The 18,741-nt window shown below is 62.9% G+C and carries 19 protein-coding genes; 2 read left to right on the forward strand and 17 right to left on the reverse strand.

Annotated features, from left to right (window positions below; genetic code table 11):
- Nucleotides 1–143: 143 nt before the first annotated feature.
- The 14 genes from BMI89_RS13870 to rplO all read right to left on the reverse strand — a co-directional run bounded on the left by BMI89_RS13870 (nt 144) and on the right by rplO (nt 11,152).
- Nucleotides 144–854, reverse strand: a complete 711-nt coding sequence (locus BMI89_RS13870; RefSeq protein ID WP_078571381.1) for an ATP12 family protein — start codon at nt 852–854, stop codon at nt 144–146.
- The gene (locus BMI89_RS13875; protein WP_078571382.1) at nt 851–1,516 is read right to left on the reverse strand and encodes an HAD-IA family hydrolase; all 666 of its coding nucleotides are present in this window, start codon (nt 1,514–1,516) and stop codon (nt 851–853) included. The genes BMI89_RS13870 and BMI89_RS13875 overlap by 4 nt, the downstream gene beginning before the upstream one ends.
- A complete protein-coding gene (locus BMI89_RS13880) occupies nt 1,513–2,553 on the reverse strand; it encodes an RluA family pseudouridine synthase (protein ID WP_078571384.1) in 1,041 nt (346 codons plus the stop codon). The genes BMI89_RS13875 and BMI89_RS13880 overlap by 4 nt, the downstream gene beginning before the upstream one ends.
- A complete protein-coding gene (gene crcB, locus BMI89_RS13885; RefSeq protein WP_078545316.1) occupies nt 2,550–2,927 on the reverse strand; it encodes a fluoride efflux transporter CrcB in 378 nt (125 codons plus the stop codon). The genes BMI89_RS13880 and crcB overlap by 4 nt, the downstream gene beginning before the upstream one ends.
- Nucleotides 2,928–2,971: 44 nt before the next feature.
- Entirely contained in the window at nt 2,972–4,288 is a 1,317-nt protein-coding gene (locus tag BMI89_RS13890) for a replication-associated recombination protein A (protein WP_078571386.1), read from the reverse strand.
- 86 nt (nt 4,289–4,374) lie between these two features.
- A complete protein-coding gene (locus tag BMI89_RS13895; RefSeq protein ID WP_078540198.1) occupies nt 4,375–4,965 on the reverse strand; it encodes an acyl-homoserine-lactone synthase in 591 nt (196 codons plus the stop codon).
- A gap of 52 nt (nt 4,966–5,017) precedes the next feature.
- Nucleotides 5,018–5,629 carry an autoinducer binding domain-containing protein gene (locus BMI89_RS13900; protein ID WP_078521787.1) on the reverse strand — a complete coding sequence of 204 codons (612 nt, stop codon included), beginning with the start codon at nt 5,627–5,629 and terminating at the stop codon, nt 5,018–5,020.
- A gap of 245 nt (nt 5,630–5,874) precedes the next feature.
- Entirely contained in the window at nt 5,875–6,294 is a 420-nt protein-coding gene (gene rplQ / locus BMI89_RS13905; protein ID WP_078521789.1) for a 50S ribosomal protein L17, read from the reverse strand.
- A 140-nt stretch (nt 6,295–6,434) separates the two neighbouring features.
- A complete protein-coding gene (locus tag BMI89_RS13910) occupies nt 6,435–7,451 on the reverse strand; it encodes a DNA-directed RNA polymerase subunit alpha (RefSeq protein ID WP_078571387.1) in 1,017 nt (338 codons plus the stop codon).
- A 120-nt stretch (nt 7,452–7,571) separates the two neighbouring features.
- Nucleotides 7,572–7,961, reverse strand: coding sequence for a 30S ribosomal protein S11 (rpsK, locus tag BMI89_RS13915; protein WP_078521791.1), 390 nt, complete (start codon nt 7,959–7,961; stop codon nt 7,572–7,574).
- 15 nt (nt 7,962–7,976) lie between these two features.
- Nucleotides 7,977–8,345: a 30S ribosomal protein S13 gene (gene rpsM, locus BMI89_RS13920; RefSeq protein WP_078521793.1), complete on the reverse strand. Its 369-nt coding sequence runs from the start codon at nt 8,343–8,345 to the stop codon at nt 7,977–7,979.
- A 184-nt stretch (nt 8,346–8,529) separates the two neighbouring features.
- Nucleotides 8,530–9,180 (reverse strand): adenylate kinase, encoded by a 651-nt coding sequence (locus BMI89_RS13925; protein ID WP_078521795.1) that lies wholly within the window; start codon nt 9,178–9,180, stop codon nt 8,530–8,532.
- A gap of 30 nt (nt 9,181–9,210) precedes the next feature.
- Complete coding sequence (secY, locus tag BMI89_RS13930) at nt 9,211–10,581, reverse strand: preprotein translocase subunit SecY (protein ID WP_078521797.1); 1,371 nt, start codon at nt 10,579–10,581, stop codon at nt 9,211–9,213.
- A gap of 103 nt (nt 10,582–10,684) precedes the next feature.
- The gene (rplO, locus tag BMI89_RS13935; RefSeq protein WP_078540200.1) at nt 10,685–11,152 is read right to left on the reverse strand and encodes a 50S ribosomal protein L15; all 468 of its coding nucleotides are present in this window, start codon (nt 11,150–11,152) and stop codon (nt 10,685–10,687) included.
- Nucleotides 11,153–11,573: 421 nt separating this feature from the next.
- On the opposite strand from rplO, the gene BMI89_RS13940 reads away from it, so the two are divergent.
- Nucleotides 11,574–12,587 carry an SDR family NAD(P)-dependent oxidoreductase gene (locus BMI89_RS13940; RefSeq protein ID WP_078571389.1) on the forward strand — a complete coding sequence of 338 codons (1,014 nt, stop codon included), beginning with the start codon at nt 11,574–11,576 and terminating at the stop codon, nt 12,585–12,587.
- Between the two features lie 84 nt (nt 12,588–12,671).
- Nucleotides 12,672–13,850: an MFS transporter gene (locus tag BMI89_RS13945; RefSeq protein ID WP_078571390.1), complete on the forward strand. Its 1,179-nt coding sequence runs from the start codon at nt 12,672–12,674 to the stop codon at nt 13,848–13,850.
- Here the strand turns inward: BMI89_RS13945 and BMI89_RS13950 are convergent.
- From BMI89_RS13950 to BMI89_RS13960, 3 genes are all read right to left on the reverse strand, one after another.
- Complete coding sequence (locus BMI89_RS13950; RefSeq protein ID WP_078571391.1) at nt 13,847–16,129, reverse strand: FdhF/YdeP family oxidoreductase; 2,283 nt, start codon at nt 16,127–16,129, stop codon at nt 13,847–13,849. The genes BMI89_RS13945 and BMI89_RS13950 overlap by 4 nt on opposite strands.
- A gap of 186 nt (nt 16,130–16,315) precedes the next feature.
- Complete coding sequence (cydB, locus tag BMI89_RS13955) at nt 16,316–17,329, reverse strand: cytochrome d ubiquinol oxidase subunit II (RefSeq protein ID WP_078571393.1); 1,014 nt, start codon at nt 17,327–17,329, stop codon at nt 16,316–16,318.
- Complete coding sequence (locus BMI89_RS13960; RefSeq protein WP_210402166.1) at nt 17,326–18,738, reverse strand: cytochrome ubiquinol oxidase subunit I; 1,413 nt, start codon at nt 18,736–18,738, stop codon at nt 17,326–17,328. The genes cydB and BMI89_RS13960 overlap by 4 nt, the downstream gene beginning before the upstream one ends.
- Nucleotides 18,739–18,741 lie beyond the last annotated feature (3 nt).

Below are 18,741 nucleotides of genomic sequence, written 5' to 3' on the forward strand. Positions count from 1 at the left end.
TGACACGGAGTAACGAAAGTTTGGTCCATCCGATCAAAGAAGGTCAAGGCTAGTTTCCGGAATTCGTGAGGGCCCCTGCGTAAATCGTCAGCAAGTGATGATGCTTTTGGCAGGTCAATAAGCGGCGTGAGAATCCACGGCGGTCACCTTTCGGTGAGCGTCCAGATTCGAGCCGCGTCACACAGCGCCTCGCGCTTGTGTGCAGCGATCTCCGCCGCCTCTTCGTCATCGCCCCATTGAGCGATTTGCCAATCCTCGTCGAGCCGAGAAATTTCCCATGCTTCCTCGGCCGATAGCCTGCCGCGGGTGACGGCCAGCCCCAGGACGAGGGAGCCCGTGATGCCCACGAGATCATGCAGCGCCGCCAGCGCGAAGGGGTCGAGGTTTGCCACCTCCGCCTCCAGCCGCGCCAGATGGTCGGCAGGCTGATCGACCGGCAGGATGCCCGTCGTGACCTTCAGCTCCGCGCCGTAGGTTTGCGCCGCCCATTCCAGCAGCGGGTCCCATTTCGCGCTCTGAAGCTCGACCAGTTCCGTCGGAGCCTCGGCGCGGTAGCACAGAAGATCGGTGCCGCCGAATTCGCAGACATGGGTGACGACCTCGGGATGCTGATGCGCCACTTTGTCGATCGCCGCATTGGCAGAGCGGGTGACCGGCATCGTATGGGGTTTGATCGCGCCGTCCTGCGCGTCCCATTCGGCGGCGATGGCCTCGGCATAGGCGCGAGTCGGCACGGTCAGCGCGGCTTTCGCCGGCGTCTTCACCGCACGCCCGTCCAGCGCCACGCCGAACCCCTCGGGGTACTCGGTGACGGTGGTTTCCGTCCAGAACCGCTTGGCCGCCCATTCGCTCATGCGCTCATCTCCCACAGATCCAGAAGTGTCGTTTCCAGCCCGTCGAAATCATCGACCATCTGATGCGCCCCGGCCGCCTCCAGAGCAGCGGGGGCGTGGTAGCCCCAGCGCACGCCGATCGTCGCGACGCCCGCGCTGCGGCCCATCTCGATATCGAAGCTGGTATCGCCGATCATCACCGCGTCGCGTGCGTCCACGCCCGCCTCGCTCAGCGCCGCGCCAATCATCGACGGGTGCGGCTTCGAGGGGTGATCGTCGGCGGTCTGCTGGCTGACGAAGAGACCTTCCAGACCGTGATGCTCGATCAGCGCGCGCAGGCCGCGGCGGGACTTGCCGGTGGCGACCGCCAGAAGCATGTCGTCGCGCGCGGCGAGCTTGCGCAGCAGCGCCTCTGCCCCGGGATAGAGCGGCGCGGGCGAAGCCGCGCGCGCGCTCTTGTAGCTTTGCTTGTAGCCCTCGACGATACGCGCCTGCGTCTCGGCATCGTGCTCCGGCGCAAGCCGCGCTACCGCGAGCGGCAGCGACAGGCCGACGATCTGCAACACGGCGGAGGCCTGCGGCGCGGGCAGGCCTGCCGCCTCGAACCCAATCGTCATCGCATGGGTGATGTGGTTCTGGCTATCCGAGATCGTGCCATCGACGTCGAAGATCGCGAGCTTCATTTCAGATCCTCGAACGGATCGGCGGGCACGTCTTTCTCGTGCCAATCCAGCAGGTCCCAGGTCCGCTTCATGTGCTCGGGCAGCGGCGCGGTCAGCGTGATACGCTTGCCGCTGATCGGATGGTCGAAGCTGATCTGGCGGGCATGCAGGTGCAGCTTGCGGGAAATCTCGCCGCCCAGTTGCGCGCCCCAGCCGTCGCCCATGTTCTCCTGGCTCGAGCCACCATATTTGCCGTCGCCGATGATCGGGTTGCCGATCTCGGCCATATGCGCGCGCAGCTGGTGGGTGCGCCCGGTGATCGGCACCAGCGCGACCCAGCTCACCCGCTGGCCGAGGATGTGCAGCGTGAAGTAATCGGTGGTCGCGCGCTTGGCGCCTTCGGTCTTGTCGACCTTAGCGGGATGGATGCAGATCATCTTCTCGCCTTCGCCGCCGCGCCCGTGACCCGGCGCTTTCACCAGACCGAAGCGGATCGTGCCGGTCTTCGGTTCGGGCGCGCCTGCGACGGCGGCCCAATAGATCTTGCGCGTGGTCTTGCCGCGGAACGCCTCGGACAGGCGGCGCGCGACACGGTCGGTGCGCGCGAGCAGCAGAACGCCGGAGGTGTCCTTGTCGAGGCGATGGACCAGCTTCGGCTTGTCCTTGTAGCCGAATTTCAGCGCCTCGCTCAGCCCGTCGACATGGCGATTGCCCTGCCCCGAGCCGCCCTGCGAGGGCAGCCCCGGCGGCTTGTTGAGCGCGATGATATGCTCATCCTTCCAGAGCACGCAGCTCTGGATGAATTTCGCATCCTCCTCCGAGATGCCCTCGGTCCTCGGCGCGGGAGCGGAATCCGGGATCGGCGGCACGCGGATCTCCTGCCCCGGCGCGACCCGCGAATTGGCCTTCACCCGGCCTTTATCCACGCGCAGATCGCCCTTGCGGCAGAACTTCTCGATCATGCCCTGGGACAGGTGCGGAAACCGCTTTTTCAGGAACCGGTCGAGGCGCTGTCCGCCCTCGTCCTCGGTGACGGTAATATGCTGGACGCCGCTCATAGCATGGCCCTCATCAGGAGAATGCCAGCGACGAGGCCCAGAAGCCCCGCGCCGACCGACAGTCCGATATAGCTGACTGCCAATGTGACATCGCCCTTCTCGATCAAGCGATACGCTTCGAGCGAGAAAGAGGAGAAAGTGGTGAAGCCGCCAAGAAAGCCGGTCGCGAGGAAGGCGTTCCAATGGGTCAGCTGCTTGTCACCGAGGAACACCACGAGCGCGCCCATCAGGAACGAGCCGAGGATATTCACCGTGATGACGCCCAGCGGGAAAGGCTGCGCGCCGAAGCTGCGCATCATTCCGACGCCGACGAGGTAGCGCCCCGATGCACCCATCGCGCCGCCTAGCGCGACCTGCAAAATCGTAGAAAGCATCGCTGTCTCCTTTGGCGCCCTAAGAGCGTTCACAGGCCTGAATGTCAAGATTTGCGCTGTTCACGCAGCTTGGCAAACCAGTCGACCCGCTTTTTCAACTCGCGCTCGAAGCCGCGCTCGACGGGCTGGTAGAGGACCGGACGCTTCATCGTGTCGGGGAAGTAGTTCTGCCCCGAGAAGCCGTCCTCGGCGTCATGGTCATAGGCATAGCCCGCGCCGTAGCCCTGTTCGGACATCAGCTTGGTCGGGGCGTTGAGGATATGCTTCGGCGGCGGCTCCGATCCGGTCTTCTGCGCCTGCGCCCGCGCGCCCTTGTAGGCGACGTAGCCCGCGTTGGATTTTGGCGCGAGCGCGAGATAGATCACCGTCTGCGCCAAAGCCAGCTCCCCCTCGGGCGAGCCGATGCGCTCGTAGATTTCCCACGCATGCAGCGCATGGGTCTGGGCCTGTGGGTCGGCCAGCCCGATATCCTCGACCGCCATGCGCACGAAGCGCCGCGCGAGATAGCGCGGGTCCTCGCCGCCCTCCAGCATTCGCGCGAACCAATAGAGCGCGGCGTCCGGGTCCGAGCCTCGCACGGACTTATGGAGCGCCGAAATCAGGTTGTAATGCTCGTCGCCGGACTTGTCGTATTTCGCCGCGCGGCGCATCAGCCGGGTCGATAGCGCGTCGGTGTCGAGCGTGCCGGTGACTTTCCACGCCGCGACCTGCTCGATCAGGTTGAGAAGCGCGCGACCGTCGCCATCCGCCATTTCCAGCAGCGCCTCGCGCGCCTTGCCGGTCAGCGGCAGCGGACGATCAAGCGCCTTCTCGGCGCGCTGTGCGAGGCGTTCGAGATCGGCGAGGTCGAGACGCTCCAGCACCATGACCTGCGCGCGGCTGAGCACAGCGGCGTTCAGCTCGAAGCTCGGGTTTTCGGTGGTGGCGCCCACCAACATGATCGTGCCGTCTTCCATATGCGGCAGGAAGCTGTCCTGCTGCGCCTTGTTGAAGCGGTGTATCTCGTCGACGAAGAGGAGTGTCCCCCTGCCCTGCCCGCGCCGCAGCTTGGCGGCCTCGAAGACTTTGCGCAGTTCCGGCACGCCGGTGAAGATCGCGGAAATCTGGACGAAGGCGCGATCGGAGGCATCGGCCAGCAGTCGCGCGATGGTGGTCTTGCCGACACCCGGCGGCCCCCAGAGGATCAGAGAGCCGAGCGAGCCTGCAGCCAGCATCGCCCCCAAAGGCCCGTCAGGACCAAGCACCTGTTCCTGACCGATCACCTCACCCAGAGTTTTTGGGCGGATGCGATCAGCGAGCGGGCGCGGCGCTTCGGGCGCAGGCGCATTGGGATCGGGGGGCGTGTCGAATAGGTCGGCCATGATGGCGTGAACCTAGTGTCTCGGTCCGCCAACGAAAAGCCCCCGCGCGTGTGGGGCGCACGGGGGCTCTAATCTTTCCCATCCCTTTAATGAAGGTTTTGGGAGAAGTTCATCGATACGACCTGATTTTTGATCCCGTCGATCTCCATCACCGGTCCCATCGCAGTCATGTCCACGCCAACCCGACCCGCCCAACGCGGCCAATTCGCGTTCAGAAGGGTAAGGGCGGAGCTTGCGCCGAGTTCACGCGCCGAATTGCCGATTTCCTGCACGAGACGCGCATGAACCTTGCGGCGCATCGCCATCGGGACGTCATGGGACACGAACAGACGCGAGCTTTCCCAGACGGTCTCACTGACCGGAGCCTCGTCATAGAGAAGATTGGACGGGATCGTCGCGAGCAGCCCCCGCTGCGCATCGCGGATCATGTAGCTATAGATCCCGCAGGTCGTCGTCGTGGGCGTCAGACGGTTGCCTGCCAGCACCTTGCCCAACTCGTCATGGACGACCACCCAGCGGCTCGCCGGGGTGTCATACTGGTCATATTCCATGCCCATCGCTTCTGGGAGATCCCATTTATTCTGGACAATGAAGAGCTCGCGCCTGGCGCGCAGCATGTTTGCGAAAAGCTCACCGTGATTATGAAAATTGGTGAACGAAAGCGTAGTGGTCTGCATGTCTTCCTCCTGCAGGTTAGTCACAGTACAGCCGTGCGGAGGGTCAACAACACTATAACAGGCGGAAATCCTTTGCGCGCTGAATAGCTTCGGCGGTCGTCCGAGCCATCAGTCTTGCGCGCGCAGAATTCAGCCGCGCCTTGAGCGCGCTTTCCGAAATTCCAAGTTTCGCGGCCGCCGCCGCGTGTCGGTCACCCCCAGCAACACAGCGCAGGGCTTCGATCTGAGCTCTCGTGAGTTCCTCAGGCGGTTGAGTCATGTCGTGCAATTCGCGCACGATAAGCTCAAAGGTCTCGATCTCGGGTAGGTCGAATTCCCGATCATCGCGCGCCATGCTTGCGATAGTACGGGACCGGATCGGGCCGCATGAGACTGTCGCCCCGTAGATCAGACCATAGTGTTTGGCCTCATCGAAGAGACGGAAAGGATCGGGTAACCGCGGGTCGCTCCACCGGATTGAGCCGGTCTCGCTAAACCCCCAAGCAGTCATAGGGTCACGGAGCACATAGCCGTTTGCGGTATAATGATCGAGCCAGGCTTTGTCGTAAGTCTGGAACGTCATCAAAGGCGCCGTAAAACGAATATGCAGTCCAACAAAATAACCGCTTGGAGCTAAACGATCCAAGTCACGAAGTTTCAAATCGATTCTGCTCTGTATCGACATATCTTTTTAGACAGTTTGGAATTAACCCGGTCAACTTAAAAGTGTTCGCGCCGTGCGGAGTTCGCTCCGACAGTGACATTACGTCCCTACCCGCCCACGCGCTTACACTCGCGAATGCGCATCATCTGCGCAATAACCTTTTGCGTGAGAAATGCGGGAAAATGCAGGCGGAAATAAGAAAATCCCGCCTAATAGGCGGGATTTCGCAATTCTCATTGATTTCGCAGGGAAATCGGTCGCGAGGATCAATCCTCGGCAGCCTCTTCGGCTTCGACGCGTGCCTTATCTGCCGCACCTTTTGCGTCCAGATCGCGCTCGACGAATTCGATGATCGCCATCGGAGCCATGTCGCCGTAACGGAAACCGGCTTTCATAATGCGAACGTAGCCGCCCTGACGGTCCTTGTAGCGCGGGCCGAGGATGTCGAAGAGTTTCGCGACATACTGGTCCTGCTTGAGCTGCGAGGCGGCCTGACGGCGTGCGTGCAGATCGCCGCGCTTGGCGAGCGTGATCAGCTTCTCGATGACCGGGCGCAGTTCTTTCGCCTTCGGCAGGGTCGTCTTGATTTGCTCGTGCTCGATCAGCGAGCCAGCCATGTTGGCGAAGAGCGCCTTGCGGTGCTCATGGGTACGGTTGAGGCGGCGGTAGCCACGTGCGTGACGCATTGTCATTCTCCAATCTTGCGTTGTGCTTTGTCAGGCCAGCGATGCGTGTCACCGGCTCACCTTGGGGTCTTGTGACCCAGATCGTCCCCGGCAGCCCGGGCATTGGAGGGGCGTTTAGCCAACGCCCCTCAATTCGTCAATCAGAACTGGTCTTCGAAACGCTTGGCCAGATCTTCGATGTTCTCCGGCGGCCAATCTTCGACTTCCATCCCGAGATGCAGGCCCATGCCCGAGAGCACTTCCTTGATCTCGTTCAGCGACTTGCGGCCGAAGTTCGGGGTGCGGAGCATCTCGGCTTCGGTCTTCTGGATCAGGTCGCCGATATAGACGATGTTGTCGTTCTTCAGGCAGTTCGCCGAACGCACGGACAGTTCCAGCTCGTCCACCTTCTTCAGCAGAAGCGGGTTGAACTCGAGACCGTCGTCCTGGTCCTGCTTGCCAGCCGATTCCGGCTCTTCGAAGTTCACGAAGATCGACAGCTGGTCCTGCAGGATGCGAGCAGCGAAAGCCACCGCATCCTCGGCCGAGAGCGACCCGTCGGTCTCGACCTTCATGGTCAGCTTGTCGTAGTCCAGAACCTGACCTTCACGGGTCGGCTGCACTTCGTAGGCAACTTTCTTCACCGGCGAGTAGATCGCGTCGACCGGGATCAGGCCAATCGGCGCATCCTCGGGACGGTTCTTGTCGGCGGCGACGTAGCCCTTGCCGGTGTTCACGGTCAATTCCATGAACAGGTCGGCGCCATCGTCGAGGTGGCAGATCACGTGTTCCTTGTTCAGGACCTCGATGCCCGCGGTCTCGGTGATGTCTCCAGCGGTCACGACGCCCGGGCCCTTGGCCGAGATCGAGAGGCGCTTCGGACCTTCAACGTCCATACGCAGAGCCACGCCCTTGAGGTTCAGGACGATGTCGGTCACGTCTTCACGAACGCCTGCGACCGAGGAGAACTCGTGCAGCACGTTGTCGATCTGGACGCTGGTGATCGCGGCGCCCTGAAGCGACGAGAGCAGCACGCGGCGCAGTGCGTTGCCGAGCGTCAGGCCAAAGCCACGCTCGAGCGGTTCAGCGACGATCGTCGCCTGACGCAGCGGGTCGTTGCCGGGCTTGATTTCAAGCTGCGTCGGCTTGATGAGTTCAGCCCAATTCTTGTGGATCATGCGTTTGCCTCCATACCTGTCCCAGACCCATGCCCAAAGTCGGGGACGCCCGAGGATAAAACCGAAAAATGCGGGCGGGCCGCACGGGAAATCCGCACGGCCCGACCGTCGTAATCTTGATTAGACGCGGCGACGCTTCGGCGGGCGGCAGCCGTTATGGGCGATCGGGGTCACGTCACGGATCGAGGTGACGGTCAGACCGACCGCAGCCAGCGCGCGCAGCGCCGATTCACGACCCGAACCGGGGCCCTGAACTTCGACGTCCACGGTGCGCAGACCGTGATCCTGAGCCTTCTTGGCCGCATCTTCTGCAGCCATCTGAGCGGCGTAGGGGGTCGACTTACGCGAGCCCTTGAAGCCCATCGTGCCAGCCGACGACCACGAAATCGCGTTGCCCTGCACGTCAGAGATCAGGATTTTGGTGTTGTTGAACGAGGAGTTCACATGAACGACGCCAGCGGCGATGTTCTTGCGTTCCTTGCGCTTAGCGCGAACCTTATCACGAGCCATTTGTCCTGCCTCCCCTTACTTCTTCTTGCCAGCGATGGGTTTCGCCGGACCTTTGCGCGTACGCGCATTCGTATGGGTGCGCTGACCGCGCACGGGCAGGTTGCGACGGTGACGCAGGCCACGGTAGCAGCCGAGATCCATCAGGCGCTTGACGTTCATCTGAACTTCACGGCGCAGGTCGCCCTCGACGGTGTAGTTGGCGTCGATGTGTTCGCGGATGGCGAGCACTTCGGAATCCGAAAGCTCGTTGACGCGGCGGGTCACGTCGACACCGGTAGCTTCGCAAATCTGCTTAGCCGAGTGAGGACCGATCCCGGTGATGTAGGTAAGTGCGATCGGGACGCGTTTCCCGGTCGGAATGTTGACGCCAGCAATACGTGCCAAAGCGTGTATCCTTTCGTTGCGAGCCCGTAACCCCAGGCCCTTTTTTCACAACACGAGGCCCGAAACTGGCGCTTCGGACCCCACGATTAACTCCCTCGAGAATCTTCCCTTCTCGGAAACGATTCCCGTCGGAGACGCCGTGACCTAGAGGTAAACGCCCTCCGGGTCAAGGCTTCATTTACGATTACTCTTGCTGATCGAGAATTCGTGCGATCGAGGTCGCCACGGTCTCGATTTCGGCCAGCCCGTCGATCGTGAACAGATCGCCCGCGTGGTAGTAGTAGCCGATCAGCGGAGAAGTCTTCTTGTAATACTCCATCAACCGGGTGCGCAGGCTGTCTTCGTTGTCGTCAGCGCGGCGCTTCACGTCGGTGCTTCCGCACTTTTCGCATTTGCCGTCTGCGGGCCAGGGTTTGGTCTGGTCGTGATAGACCTCGCCGCAGCCGCCGCAGGTCGAGCGACCGGTGATGCGGGCGACGAGCGCTTCGTCATCGACCTGCATCTCGATCACCGCGTCGAGCTTGGTGCCCATCTTGGCGAGCAGCTTGCCCAGAGCGTCGGCCTGTCCCAGCGTGCGCGGGAAGCCGTCGAAGATGAAGCCCTCGCCACCGGCAGCGAGCTTTTCCTCGATCAGACCGATGACGATCTCGTCGGTCACGAGCTGGCCCTTGGCCATGACGTCGGCGACGAGATTGCCCATCTCGGTGCCCGAGTCCTTCGCTTCACGCAGCATGTCGCCGGTGGAGAGTTGGACCATGCCGCGCTCTTCGACGAGACGGCGGGCCTGGGTGCCCTTGCCCGCGCCGGGCGGGCCGAGAAGAATGATATTTGCCATGTCGGCTCCCCCTGAAAACGCTTGGCGGATTTAGCGGCGCGCGGGCGGCTTGCGCGGCCCCTTCTTCTTCTTGCCCGAACGGCCGCGAAGTTGCGAGCGCTCGATCAGACCCTCGTATTGGTGGGCCAGAAGATGCGACTGAATTTGGTTGATGGTGTCCATCGACACGGTGACCACGATCAGGACCGAGGTGCCGCCGAAGTAGAACGGGATGGACAGCTGCGAACGCAGGATCTCGGGCAGAAGGCAGACCGCGGCGAGATAGGCAGAACCGATCACAAGAACGCGGCTGACGACGTAGTCGAGATATTCTTCGGTCTTCTTGCCGGGCCGAATGCCGGGCACGAAGCCGCCCTGGCTCTTCAGGTTATCCGCGACCTCGTCCGATTTGAACGACACGTTCGCGGTGTAGAAGTAGGCGAAGAACACGATCATCGCGACGTAGAACAACAGATACAGCGGCTGACCCGGCCCGAAATAGGCGAGGATCGTCGACATCACGGGACCGGTGTTCTGACCCGAGAAGGTCGCGATGGTGGTCGGCAGCAGCAGCAGCGACGAGGCGAAGATCGCCGGGATGACGCCCGCCGGGTTCACCTTGATCGGCAGGTGGCTGGAGCCGCCGTCATAGACCTTCATCCCCACCTGACGGCGCGGATACTGGATATGGATCTTGCGCAGCGCGCGTTCCATGAAGACGACGAAGGTGATCACGATCGCGATCATCAGGATCACCCCGAGGATCACCGGAGTGGAGATCGCACCGGCGCGGCCCTGCTCGAGGAAGCGGGCGAGAGCCGCCGGGATTTCCGCGACGATACCGACGAAGATGATCAGCGAGATGCCGTTGCCGATGCCGCGTGCGGTGATCTGCTCACCCAGCCACATCAGGAACATGGTGCCGCCGACGAGCGTGATGACCACGGCAGCGACGAAGAACAGGCCCGGATCATGCGCCAGATCGCCCTTTTCGAGCGAGACGGCCAGACCCCATGCCTGGAAGGTCGCCAGAGCCACGGTCGCATAGCGCGTGATCTGGTTGATCTTCTTGCGGCCCTGTTCGCCTTCCTTCTTCATCTGCTCGAGTGCGGGCACCAGAGCGGTCAGAAGCTGGATGATGATCGAGGCCGAGATGTAGGGCATGATGCCGAGCGCGAAGACGCCCATCCGGCCGAGCGCACCGCCCGTGAACATCGACAACACGCCGCCGAGGCCAGAGCCCGCGCTTTGCATGAATTCGCGCAGTGCCTGCGCGTCGATGCCCGGAACCGGAATATAGGTCCCGAGGCGGTAGATGATCAGCAAACCAATGGTGAAGAAGATGCGCTGGCGCAGCTCGGTGGCTTTGCCCAGGGCGTCCCAGCTGAGGTTCGCCGCCATTTGCTCTGCAGCAGATGCCATATGCTCGTCTCTTTCATGTAAAGCGCCGCCCAACCGGTTCCCGGTCGGCGGCGCCTAGAAAACCTTCGCCTATGTAATCGGGCCGAGGCCCGCTCACAACAGCTTATTCAGCGGCCTGCGCCACCGTGACCGAACCGCCAGCCTTCTCGACAGCCTCAACGGCCGATTTCGAAGCGCCGGTGACGTTCAGGGTCACTTTCGACTTGATGTCGCCCTTGGCGAGAACACGCACGCCATCGAGCTTGCGGCGCACGACACCGGCCGCGACCAGCGCGTCTTCGGTGATGTCCGACTTCGCGTCGAGCTTGCCGGCTTCGATGAATTTTTCGATCTGGCCGAGGTTCACAACGTTGAACTTCTTCGCGTTCGGCTTGGTGAAGCCACGCTTCGGCAGACGACGATAGAGCGGCATCTGGCCGCCTTCGTAACCGTTCAGGGCCACACCCGAACGCGACTTCTGACCTTTGATACCACGGCCAGCCATCTTGCCTTTGCCCGAGCCGGGACCGCGGGCGACGCGTTTTTTCTTCTGGGCCGCGCCTTCGTTGTCGCGCAGTTCATTGAGTTTCATATCGCTTCTCCTTGCCGGAACACCTTCCCGAAGCGAGTGCGGAAGGGACACGGCTTTTCGTGTTGATTCTGATGCGGCCGTCGGGCCACCGGGGGCGTATAGTGCGTTTGCCCCGCGCACGCAACTCCCGCGTTTTCGCGCAATCGGGGCGGTGTCGCGGCCAGCGCGCGCCCTGCCCCACCGGGCTGGTCGCCCGAAGGTCACGCACCTCGGGCGTGGTATGGCGCCTCCGATCTCTCGCCGCCCCATCACGATGCCGCGATGAGCCAGCCGGTGGTCTATGTAGACGCCAACGCGCCGGTCGGCGAGCCCGAGCAGGCGAAGCTGTCCGCACGGCCGGGGCCTTCTCTTATCCCGCGCGGCGCTTGACCTCCCCGCCCCCCGCTCGCTACTGCACAGACAGCATTGGCGAGGGACTTTCATGACGCGCATCCTGATCACCGGCACCGCAGGTTTCATCGGCTACCATCTGGCGAAGCTGTTGCTCGACGAGGGCTACCGGGTGCACGGCTATGACGGGATGACCGACTACTATGATGTCGCCCTGAAACAGCGCCGCCATGCGATGCTGCTGCAGAACCCGAATTTCTCCGCGACCGAGGGGATGCTCGAAGATCTCGAAACCTTCGACGCGATGGCGGATGAGTTCAAACCAGAAATCATCGTCCATCTCGCGGCCCAGGCGGGCGTGCGCTACAGCCTCGAGCAGCCCCGCGCCTATATCGACGCGAATATCGTGGGCACCTTCAACGTGATGGAGGCCGCGCGCCGCCACGAGGTACAGCACCTTCTGATGGCGTCGACCTCGTCGGTCTACGGGGCGAACGAGGACATGCCCTATGCCGAGACCGACAAGGCCGACACGCAGCTGACGATCTATGCGGCGACGAAGAAGGCGACCGAGTCGATGGGCCATTCCTATGCTCATCTGTGGAACCTGCCGACGACGATGTTCCGCTTCTTCACGGTCTACGGGCCGTGGGGCCGTCCCGACATGGCGCTGTTCAAGTTCACCGATGCGATCCTGAACGACCGCCCCATCGACATCTACAATCACGGCGAGATGTATCGCGACTTCACCTATGTCGAAGATCTCGTGCGCGGCATCCGCCTGCTGATCGACGCAGCCCCCGAGCGCCCGGCGTCGCGTGACGAGATCGCCGAGGGCGACAGCCTCTCGCCCGTGGCCCCCTATCGGATCGTCAATATCGGCAATTCCGACAAGGTGAAGCTGCTGGATTTCGTCGATGCGCTGGAGGCCGAGCTGGGTCGCCCCGCAAAGCGCAATTACATGGAGATGCAGAAAGGCGACGTGCCCGCGACCTGGGCCGATGCCTCGCTTCTGCAGTCCCTCACCGGCTATCGCCCGCAGACCGATGTGCGCGAGGGGATCGCGAAATTTGTGGCGTGGTTCCGCGACTATTACGGGAAATAACCCCTCCTCCCCTTGCCGCAGCGCAGCAATCGCCTAAGTCACGGGGCTGATACCCGGCGCTACACCTATTTTCGGAGACTACCCATGACGCTCGAACCCCGCCACGCGCGGGCCGTGATCCTGTCGCTGGCCCTTGGCACTTTCGGTATCGGCGTGATCGAATTCGCGTCCATGGGGCTGCTGCCCTATTACGCGGCCGATTTCGGGATCACCGAGGCGCGGGCAGGTCATGCGATCTCGGCCTATGCGCTTGGCGTTGTGATCGGCGCGCCGCTTCTGGCGGTGATCGGCGCGAAAATCCCGCGCAAGCAATTCCTGATCGGGTTGATGGGGTTCTATGCGGTGGCGAACCTGCTGGCCGGGTTCGCGCCTAACATGGATAGCTTCATGGCGGCGCGTTTCGCCTCCGGCCTGCCGCATGGCGCCTATTTCGGGATGGCGATGCTGTTCGCCGCCGATCTAATGCCCGTGGGCAAACGCGCGCAGGGCATTGCGATGGTCATCACCGGGCTGACGATCGCGAATATCGTGGGCGTGCCGCTGGCGGGTGCGATCGGGCAGAATTTCGGCTGGCGCTGGGGCTTTGCCATCGTCGCGGTGATCTGCGCGGCCTCCGCATTGATGATCGCGCGCGTCGCCCCCGCGACTCCGCGCGACCCGAATGCCAGCCCGATGCGCGAGCTGGGCGCACTGGCCAATCGCTCGGTCTGGCTGACGCTGCTGGTGGGCTCGATCGGCTTCGGCGGCATCTTCGCGGTTTATTCCTACCTGTCGGCGGCGATGATCGACACGCAGGCGGGCCCCGCCTGGACGATCCCCGTGGCGCTTTCCGCCTTCGGCGTGGGCGGCACGCTGGGCAACTGGATCTCGGGCAAGCTGTCGGACTGGTCGCGCTTCGGCGCGGGCGTGATCCTGCTCTGCGGGATGATCGTGATGTCGATCCTCTACACCTTCACGATCGGCAACTGGGTCGCGATGTCGGTGGCGATGATCGCGCTGGGGTCGACCGCCGGGATGGTGATCCCGATGCAGATGCGGCTGATGGAGGTCGCGGGCGAGGCCCAGACACTCGCCGCCGCCCTCAACCACGCAGCCTTTAACCTCGCCAACGCCATCGGGCCGTTCCTTGCCGGGATCGCGCTTGCGAACGGCTATGGCTGGACGGCTACCGGCTATGTCGGCGCGGGACTGGCGGCGGCGGGGCTCGTCTTCCTCGCCATCGCATGGCTCGATAGCCGCCGCCCCGCCGCCGTTCCCGCTTAGGCCTTCTCGATGCGGACCGGGACGCCCTTGGAGCCGGGCGTCTTCGAGAGCTCGTCATTGAGCCCTACCGGCACCAGCACGTTGCATTCGGGGTAATAGCCCCCGACCGTGCCGCGCGGCAGCTCGAAAGTGATGACGCTCAGCCCGGTCTTGCGGCGCGCGATCCCGTCATCCATGTCGCCATGGACCACGACCGGATCGCCGTGTTCGAGCCCAAGATCGGCCATGTCGATCTTGTTCATCAACAGCACGTCGCGCGTCCCTTCGATACCGCGGAAACGGTCCGAATAGCCGTAGATCGTGGTGTTGAACTGGTCGTTCGAGCGCATGGTGATCATGCGGAAACGGCCCGGCTTGTCCTCGAACCCAAGCGCGTTCAGCTTAGACGGCGTGGTGAATTCCAGCTTGCCGCTTTCTGTCTTCCAGATGCGATCATGCGCCGGGTTGCCGCGCCAGAAGCCGCCGGGCTCGTTCATCCGCGCGTTGAAGCCGCGGAAGTCGTCCGGGTAGGTCGCCTCGATCAGATCGCGGACGACGGAATAATCCTTCACCCATTCGTCCCATTGCAGTTTCGGGTTCGGATCGCAGGCGGCTTTCGCAATGCCGCAAGTGATCGCCAGTTCGGATTTCAGCTTGTCCGAGGCGGGCGCGCTTTTGCCGAGCGAGCCGTGAATTTTCGAGAAGCTGTCCTCGACCGAGACATATTGATTGCCGCTCTCCTGCTCGTCCTTCTCGGACCGGCTGAGACACGGCAGAATATAGGCCACCTCGCCCGGATAGAGATGCGAGCGGTTGAGCTTGGTCGAGATCATCACCGTCAGCTTCTGTTTCGGCCAAGCCTCTTCGATCCGCTCGCTATCGGGCAGCGCGCGCACGAGGTTACCGCCAAGCGAGAACATGGCCGAAACCTTGCCCTCCATCATCGCCTGCGCCGCGTCGACGATGTGATAGCCGTCTTCCTGCGGCGGCTCGAAGCCGTAAAGCTCGCGGAGCTTGTCCATCGGGATCAGCTTGGCCTTCTCGGCAATGCCGACGGTCCGCTGGCCCTGCACGTTGGAGTGTCCGCGCACCGGGCAACAGCCCGCGCCCTTGCGCCCGATATTGCCGCGCAGCGCGAGGAAGTTCACCAGCATGCCGATATTGGTCGCGCCATGGGCGTGCTGGGTCAGCCCCATGCCATAAACGCCGATGACCTTCTCGGCGTGGATATAGACGTCGGCCGCCTGCCGTAGCTCGGCCTCGGACAACCCGCATTCCTCGGTGATCTTGTCCCAAGGCGTCGTGCGACAGAAGGTCAGGAACCCGTCATAATTGACCGCGTGTTCCTTCAGGAAGTCCCAGTCGATGATCGCCGAGCGGCCCTGTGCCTGCGCCTTCTCATCCTCTTCGATCACCGCTTTGCACAGCCCGGTCAGCGCCGCAATATCCGAGCCCGCTTTGAGCTGGTGATATTGATCGGAGATGATCGTCTCACGCCCCGTCGCCATGTCACGGATGTTCTGCGGATCGACGAAGCTGACGAGCCCCTGCTCTTTCACCGGGTTGAAGGTGACGATCTTCGCACCGCGATCCTTCGCCGCCTTCAGCGGATGCAGGAAGCGCGGCGAGTTGGTGCCGGGGTTCTGTCCGAAGAAGAAGTAGCAATCGGTCTCCTCCAGGTCTTCCCAAAGCACCGTGCCCACCGACGACCCGATCACCTTCTTCAGGCCGACCGAGGTCGTCTCGTGACACATGTTCGAGCTTTGCGGCAGGTTGTTGTTGCCATAGGCGCGCGCCATCAGCGCCCAGAGATAGCTGGCCTCCAACCCGGCATGGCCCGAGGAGTAGAAGACCACCTCCTGCTTCGGCAGACCTTTCAGGATCGACCCGATCTCGGAAAAGGCCTCGTCCCAGCTCACCTCGACATAGCGATCGGTGGCGCGGTCGTAGCGCATCGGCGCGGTCAGACGGCCGGTCTTCTCCAGCTCGTGGTCGGACCAGTCCATGAGGTCCGAGACCGTGTGATCGTCCCAGAACTCGGGCGTGTGGCGCGACTTGGTCATCTCCCACAGCGTCGCCTTCGCCCCGTTCTCGCAGAATTCGAACGGGTGGTAATTGGCGGGTTTCGGGAAGGCGCAGGACGAGCACATGAGACCGCCCGGTTTGTTCTGACGCTCCAGCTCGCGCAGCACATCCGGCGAGGGCCAGGAGTCGCCAAAGACCCGGGCGATGCCTCGCATCGAGCCCCAACCACCAGAGGGGCCGCTTTCTTCGGGTAGTTTATCAAGCTTGTCAGACATGGCGCGTTGCTCCTCCGGGGTCGATCCGCGCACATGAAATTGCGCGCGCCCCGACGGGCGCGCGCAGGCCAGCCGACCGGCTGAAGTCCGCAGAGGGAAAGGCTCTGCTTATGATGCGCGGGATGTTGGTCACATCGTTCCAACCCTGCCTGCGCCCGGTCGGTTCCGGCCGTCCCGTAGTCTCACTCAGTAGTGATGCTCATGCTCCGACGTCTTGCCGCGGAACACCCAATAGGCGTAGGCCGTATAGGCGAGAATGATCGGCAGGAAGATCGCCGCACCGACCAGAATGAAGCCCTGCGACATTGCCGTGGTCGACGCCTCGCGGATCGTGATCGAGGCGGGCACGATATAGGGAAAGATCGACAGGCCGAGCCCCATGAAGCACAGGATAAAAATCGCTATCCCCGAAAGATAGGCGACCACGCCGCGATCCGATCGAATGGCAGTCCAGTAGCCGAAGCCCGCCACCATCAGCAACAGCGGCACCACGGCGCTCCAGATGACGCCCGGCCACTGGAACCAGCGGTGATAATATTCGGGATGCAGGAACGGCGTCGCGAGCGAGGCGAGAGCGATAAACCCGAGTGTCACGATCAGCGACACCTGCCCGACGCGCCGCGCGAGATCGTAGAGCCCGTGCGAGGTCTTGATGACGAGCCAGGCCGAACCCAGCATCACATAGCCCGCGACCAGCGCCAGCGCCGTGCCGAGCGAGAACCAGCTCACCCAGTCGAACGGCCCGCCGGTAAAGGTGCGCCCGGTCACTTCGGGGCCGCGCAGCAGCCCGCCGAGGATCGCGCCCTGCGCCAGCGTCGCGATAAGCGAGCCGCCGAAGAACGCCTTGTCCCAGAGCTTCTGCCAGCGCCGGGTCTTGCCGCGAAACTCGAAGGCCACGCCACGAAACGCGAGCGAGAGCAGCATGATGATGATCGGCACATAAAGCGCGTTCAGGATGATCCCGTAAGCCAGCGGGAAGACGGCGAGCAGTCCGCCGCCCCCCATCACCAACCATGTCTCGTTACCGTCCCAGACCGGCGCGACCGAATTCATCGCGCGGGTGCGGTTCTCCTCGGAGCCGAGGAAGGGAAAGAGGATGCCGATGCCGAGGTCGAAGCCGTCGAGCACGACATAGGTCAGGATCGCGAAGGCGATGATCGCGGCCCAGATGTCGGGCAGGTAGTGGGCGAAGCCGCTCATACGTGGGCCTCCTCATTCTCGGTCGTCACATCATTGGCGAGCATCGCGCCCGCCACGCCGCCAGCACGCTGCGGCGTATTCTCCACCGGCTCCGCCGACTCCGGCCCGCGCCGCATCAGTCGCAGCAGGTAGAAAGTGCCCGAGCCGAACAGGAAGGCATAAACGACCACGAAGCCGATCAGCGCCGCCCAGGCTGCGCCATGGCTGAGGTTCGACACCGACTCCGCCGTCGTGAAATGGCCATAGACCGTATAGGGCTGGCGGCCGAATTCAGTGGTGAACCAGCCCATGATGATCGCGAGGAACCCGCCCGGCGCGAAGACCAGCGCCACTTTGTGGAACAGCCCCGGCTCGTGCAGGCGCCTGCGCCACATCAGCCAGCCGCCCCAGAGCCCGATCGCCGCGAAGGCGAAGCCGAGACCCACCATGATGCGGAAGGTAAAGAAGACGATCGTCATCGGAGGGCGTTCATTCGCCGGGAAGTCCCCGAGGCCCGGCACTTCGCCGTCGAGCGAGTGCGTCAGGATCAGCGACGAGGCATAGGGCACCTCGATCTTGTAATCGGTGCGCTCCTGGCTCGGGTTCGGGATGCCGAACAGGATCAGGCCTGCGCCCTTGCTGGTCTCCCAATGCCCTTCCATCGCCGCGATCTTGGCGGGCTGATGTTCCAGCGTGTTGAGCCCGTGCTGGTCACCTGCGAAAATCTGGATCGGCGCGGTCACGAGGATCATCGCCACCGCCATGCGGAACATCGTCCGCACCGCGTCATCCGCCGTGCCCCTGATGTGATGCCAAGCCCCGACCCCGGCCACGACGAGCGCCGTGGTCAGGTAGGCCGCCAGCACCATATGGACGAAGCGATAGGGCAGCGAGGGGTTGAAGATCACCTCCCACCAGTCCTTCGGGATGAACTGGCCGACATCGTTCATCGCAAAGCCCGCGGGCGTCTGCATCCAACTGTTGACCGAGAGGATCCAGAAGGCCGAGAGCAACGTGCCGAAGGCCACCATCGTCACGGCGAACATGTAGATCCACTTGTTCACGCGGTTGCGTCCGAAGAGCATGATCCCGAGGAAACCGGCCTCGAGGAAGAAGGCGGTCATTACCTCGTAGCCCATCAGCGGCCCGATCACCGGTCCCGCCTTGTCAGAGAAATGCGCGAAATTCAGGCCGAACTCGTAAGACATCACGACGCCCGAGACGACGCCCATCCCGAAGACTACCGCGAAGATATGTTTCCAGAACTCGAAGATCCTCAGGAAGACCTCCTTGCCCGTAATCATCCGCAGGGCTTCCAGCACCATCAGGTAACTTGCCGTCCCGATGGAGAAGGCTGGAAAGACGATATGCGCCGAGACGACGAAGGCGAATTGTGCCCGCGCCAGATCGAGTGTCGGTATGTCGAAAATGCT

The sequence above is a fragment of the Thioclava sp. F36-7 genome, assembly GCF_002020075.1.
GTDB classification, from domain to species: domain Bacteria; phylum Pseudomonadota; class Alphaproteobacteria; order Rhodobacterales; family Rhodobacteraceae; genus Thioclava; species Thioclava sediminum.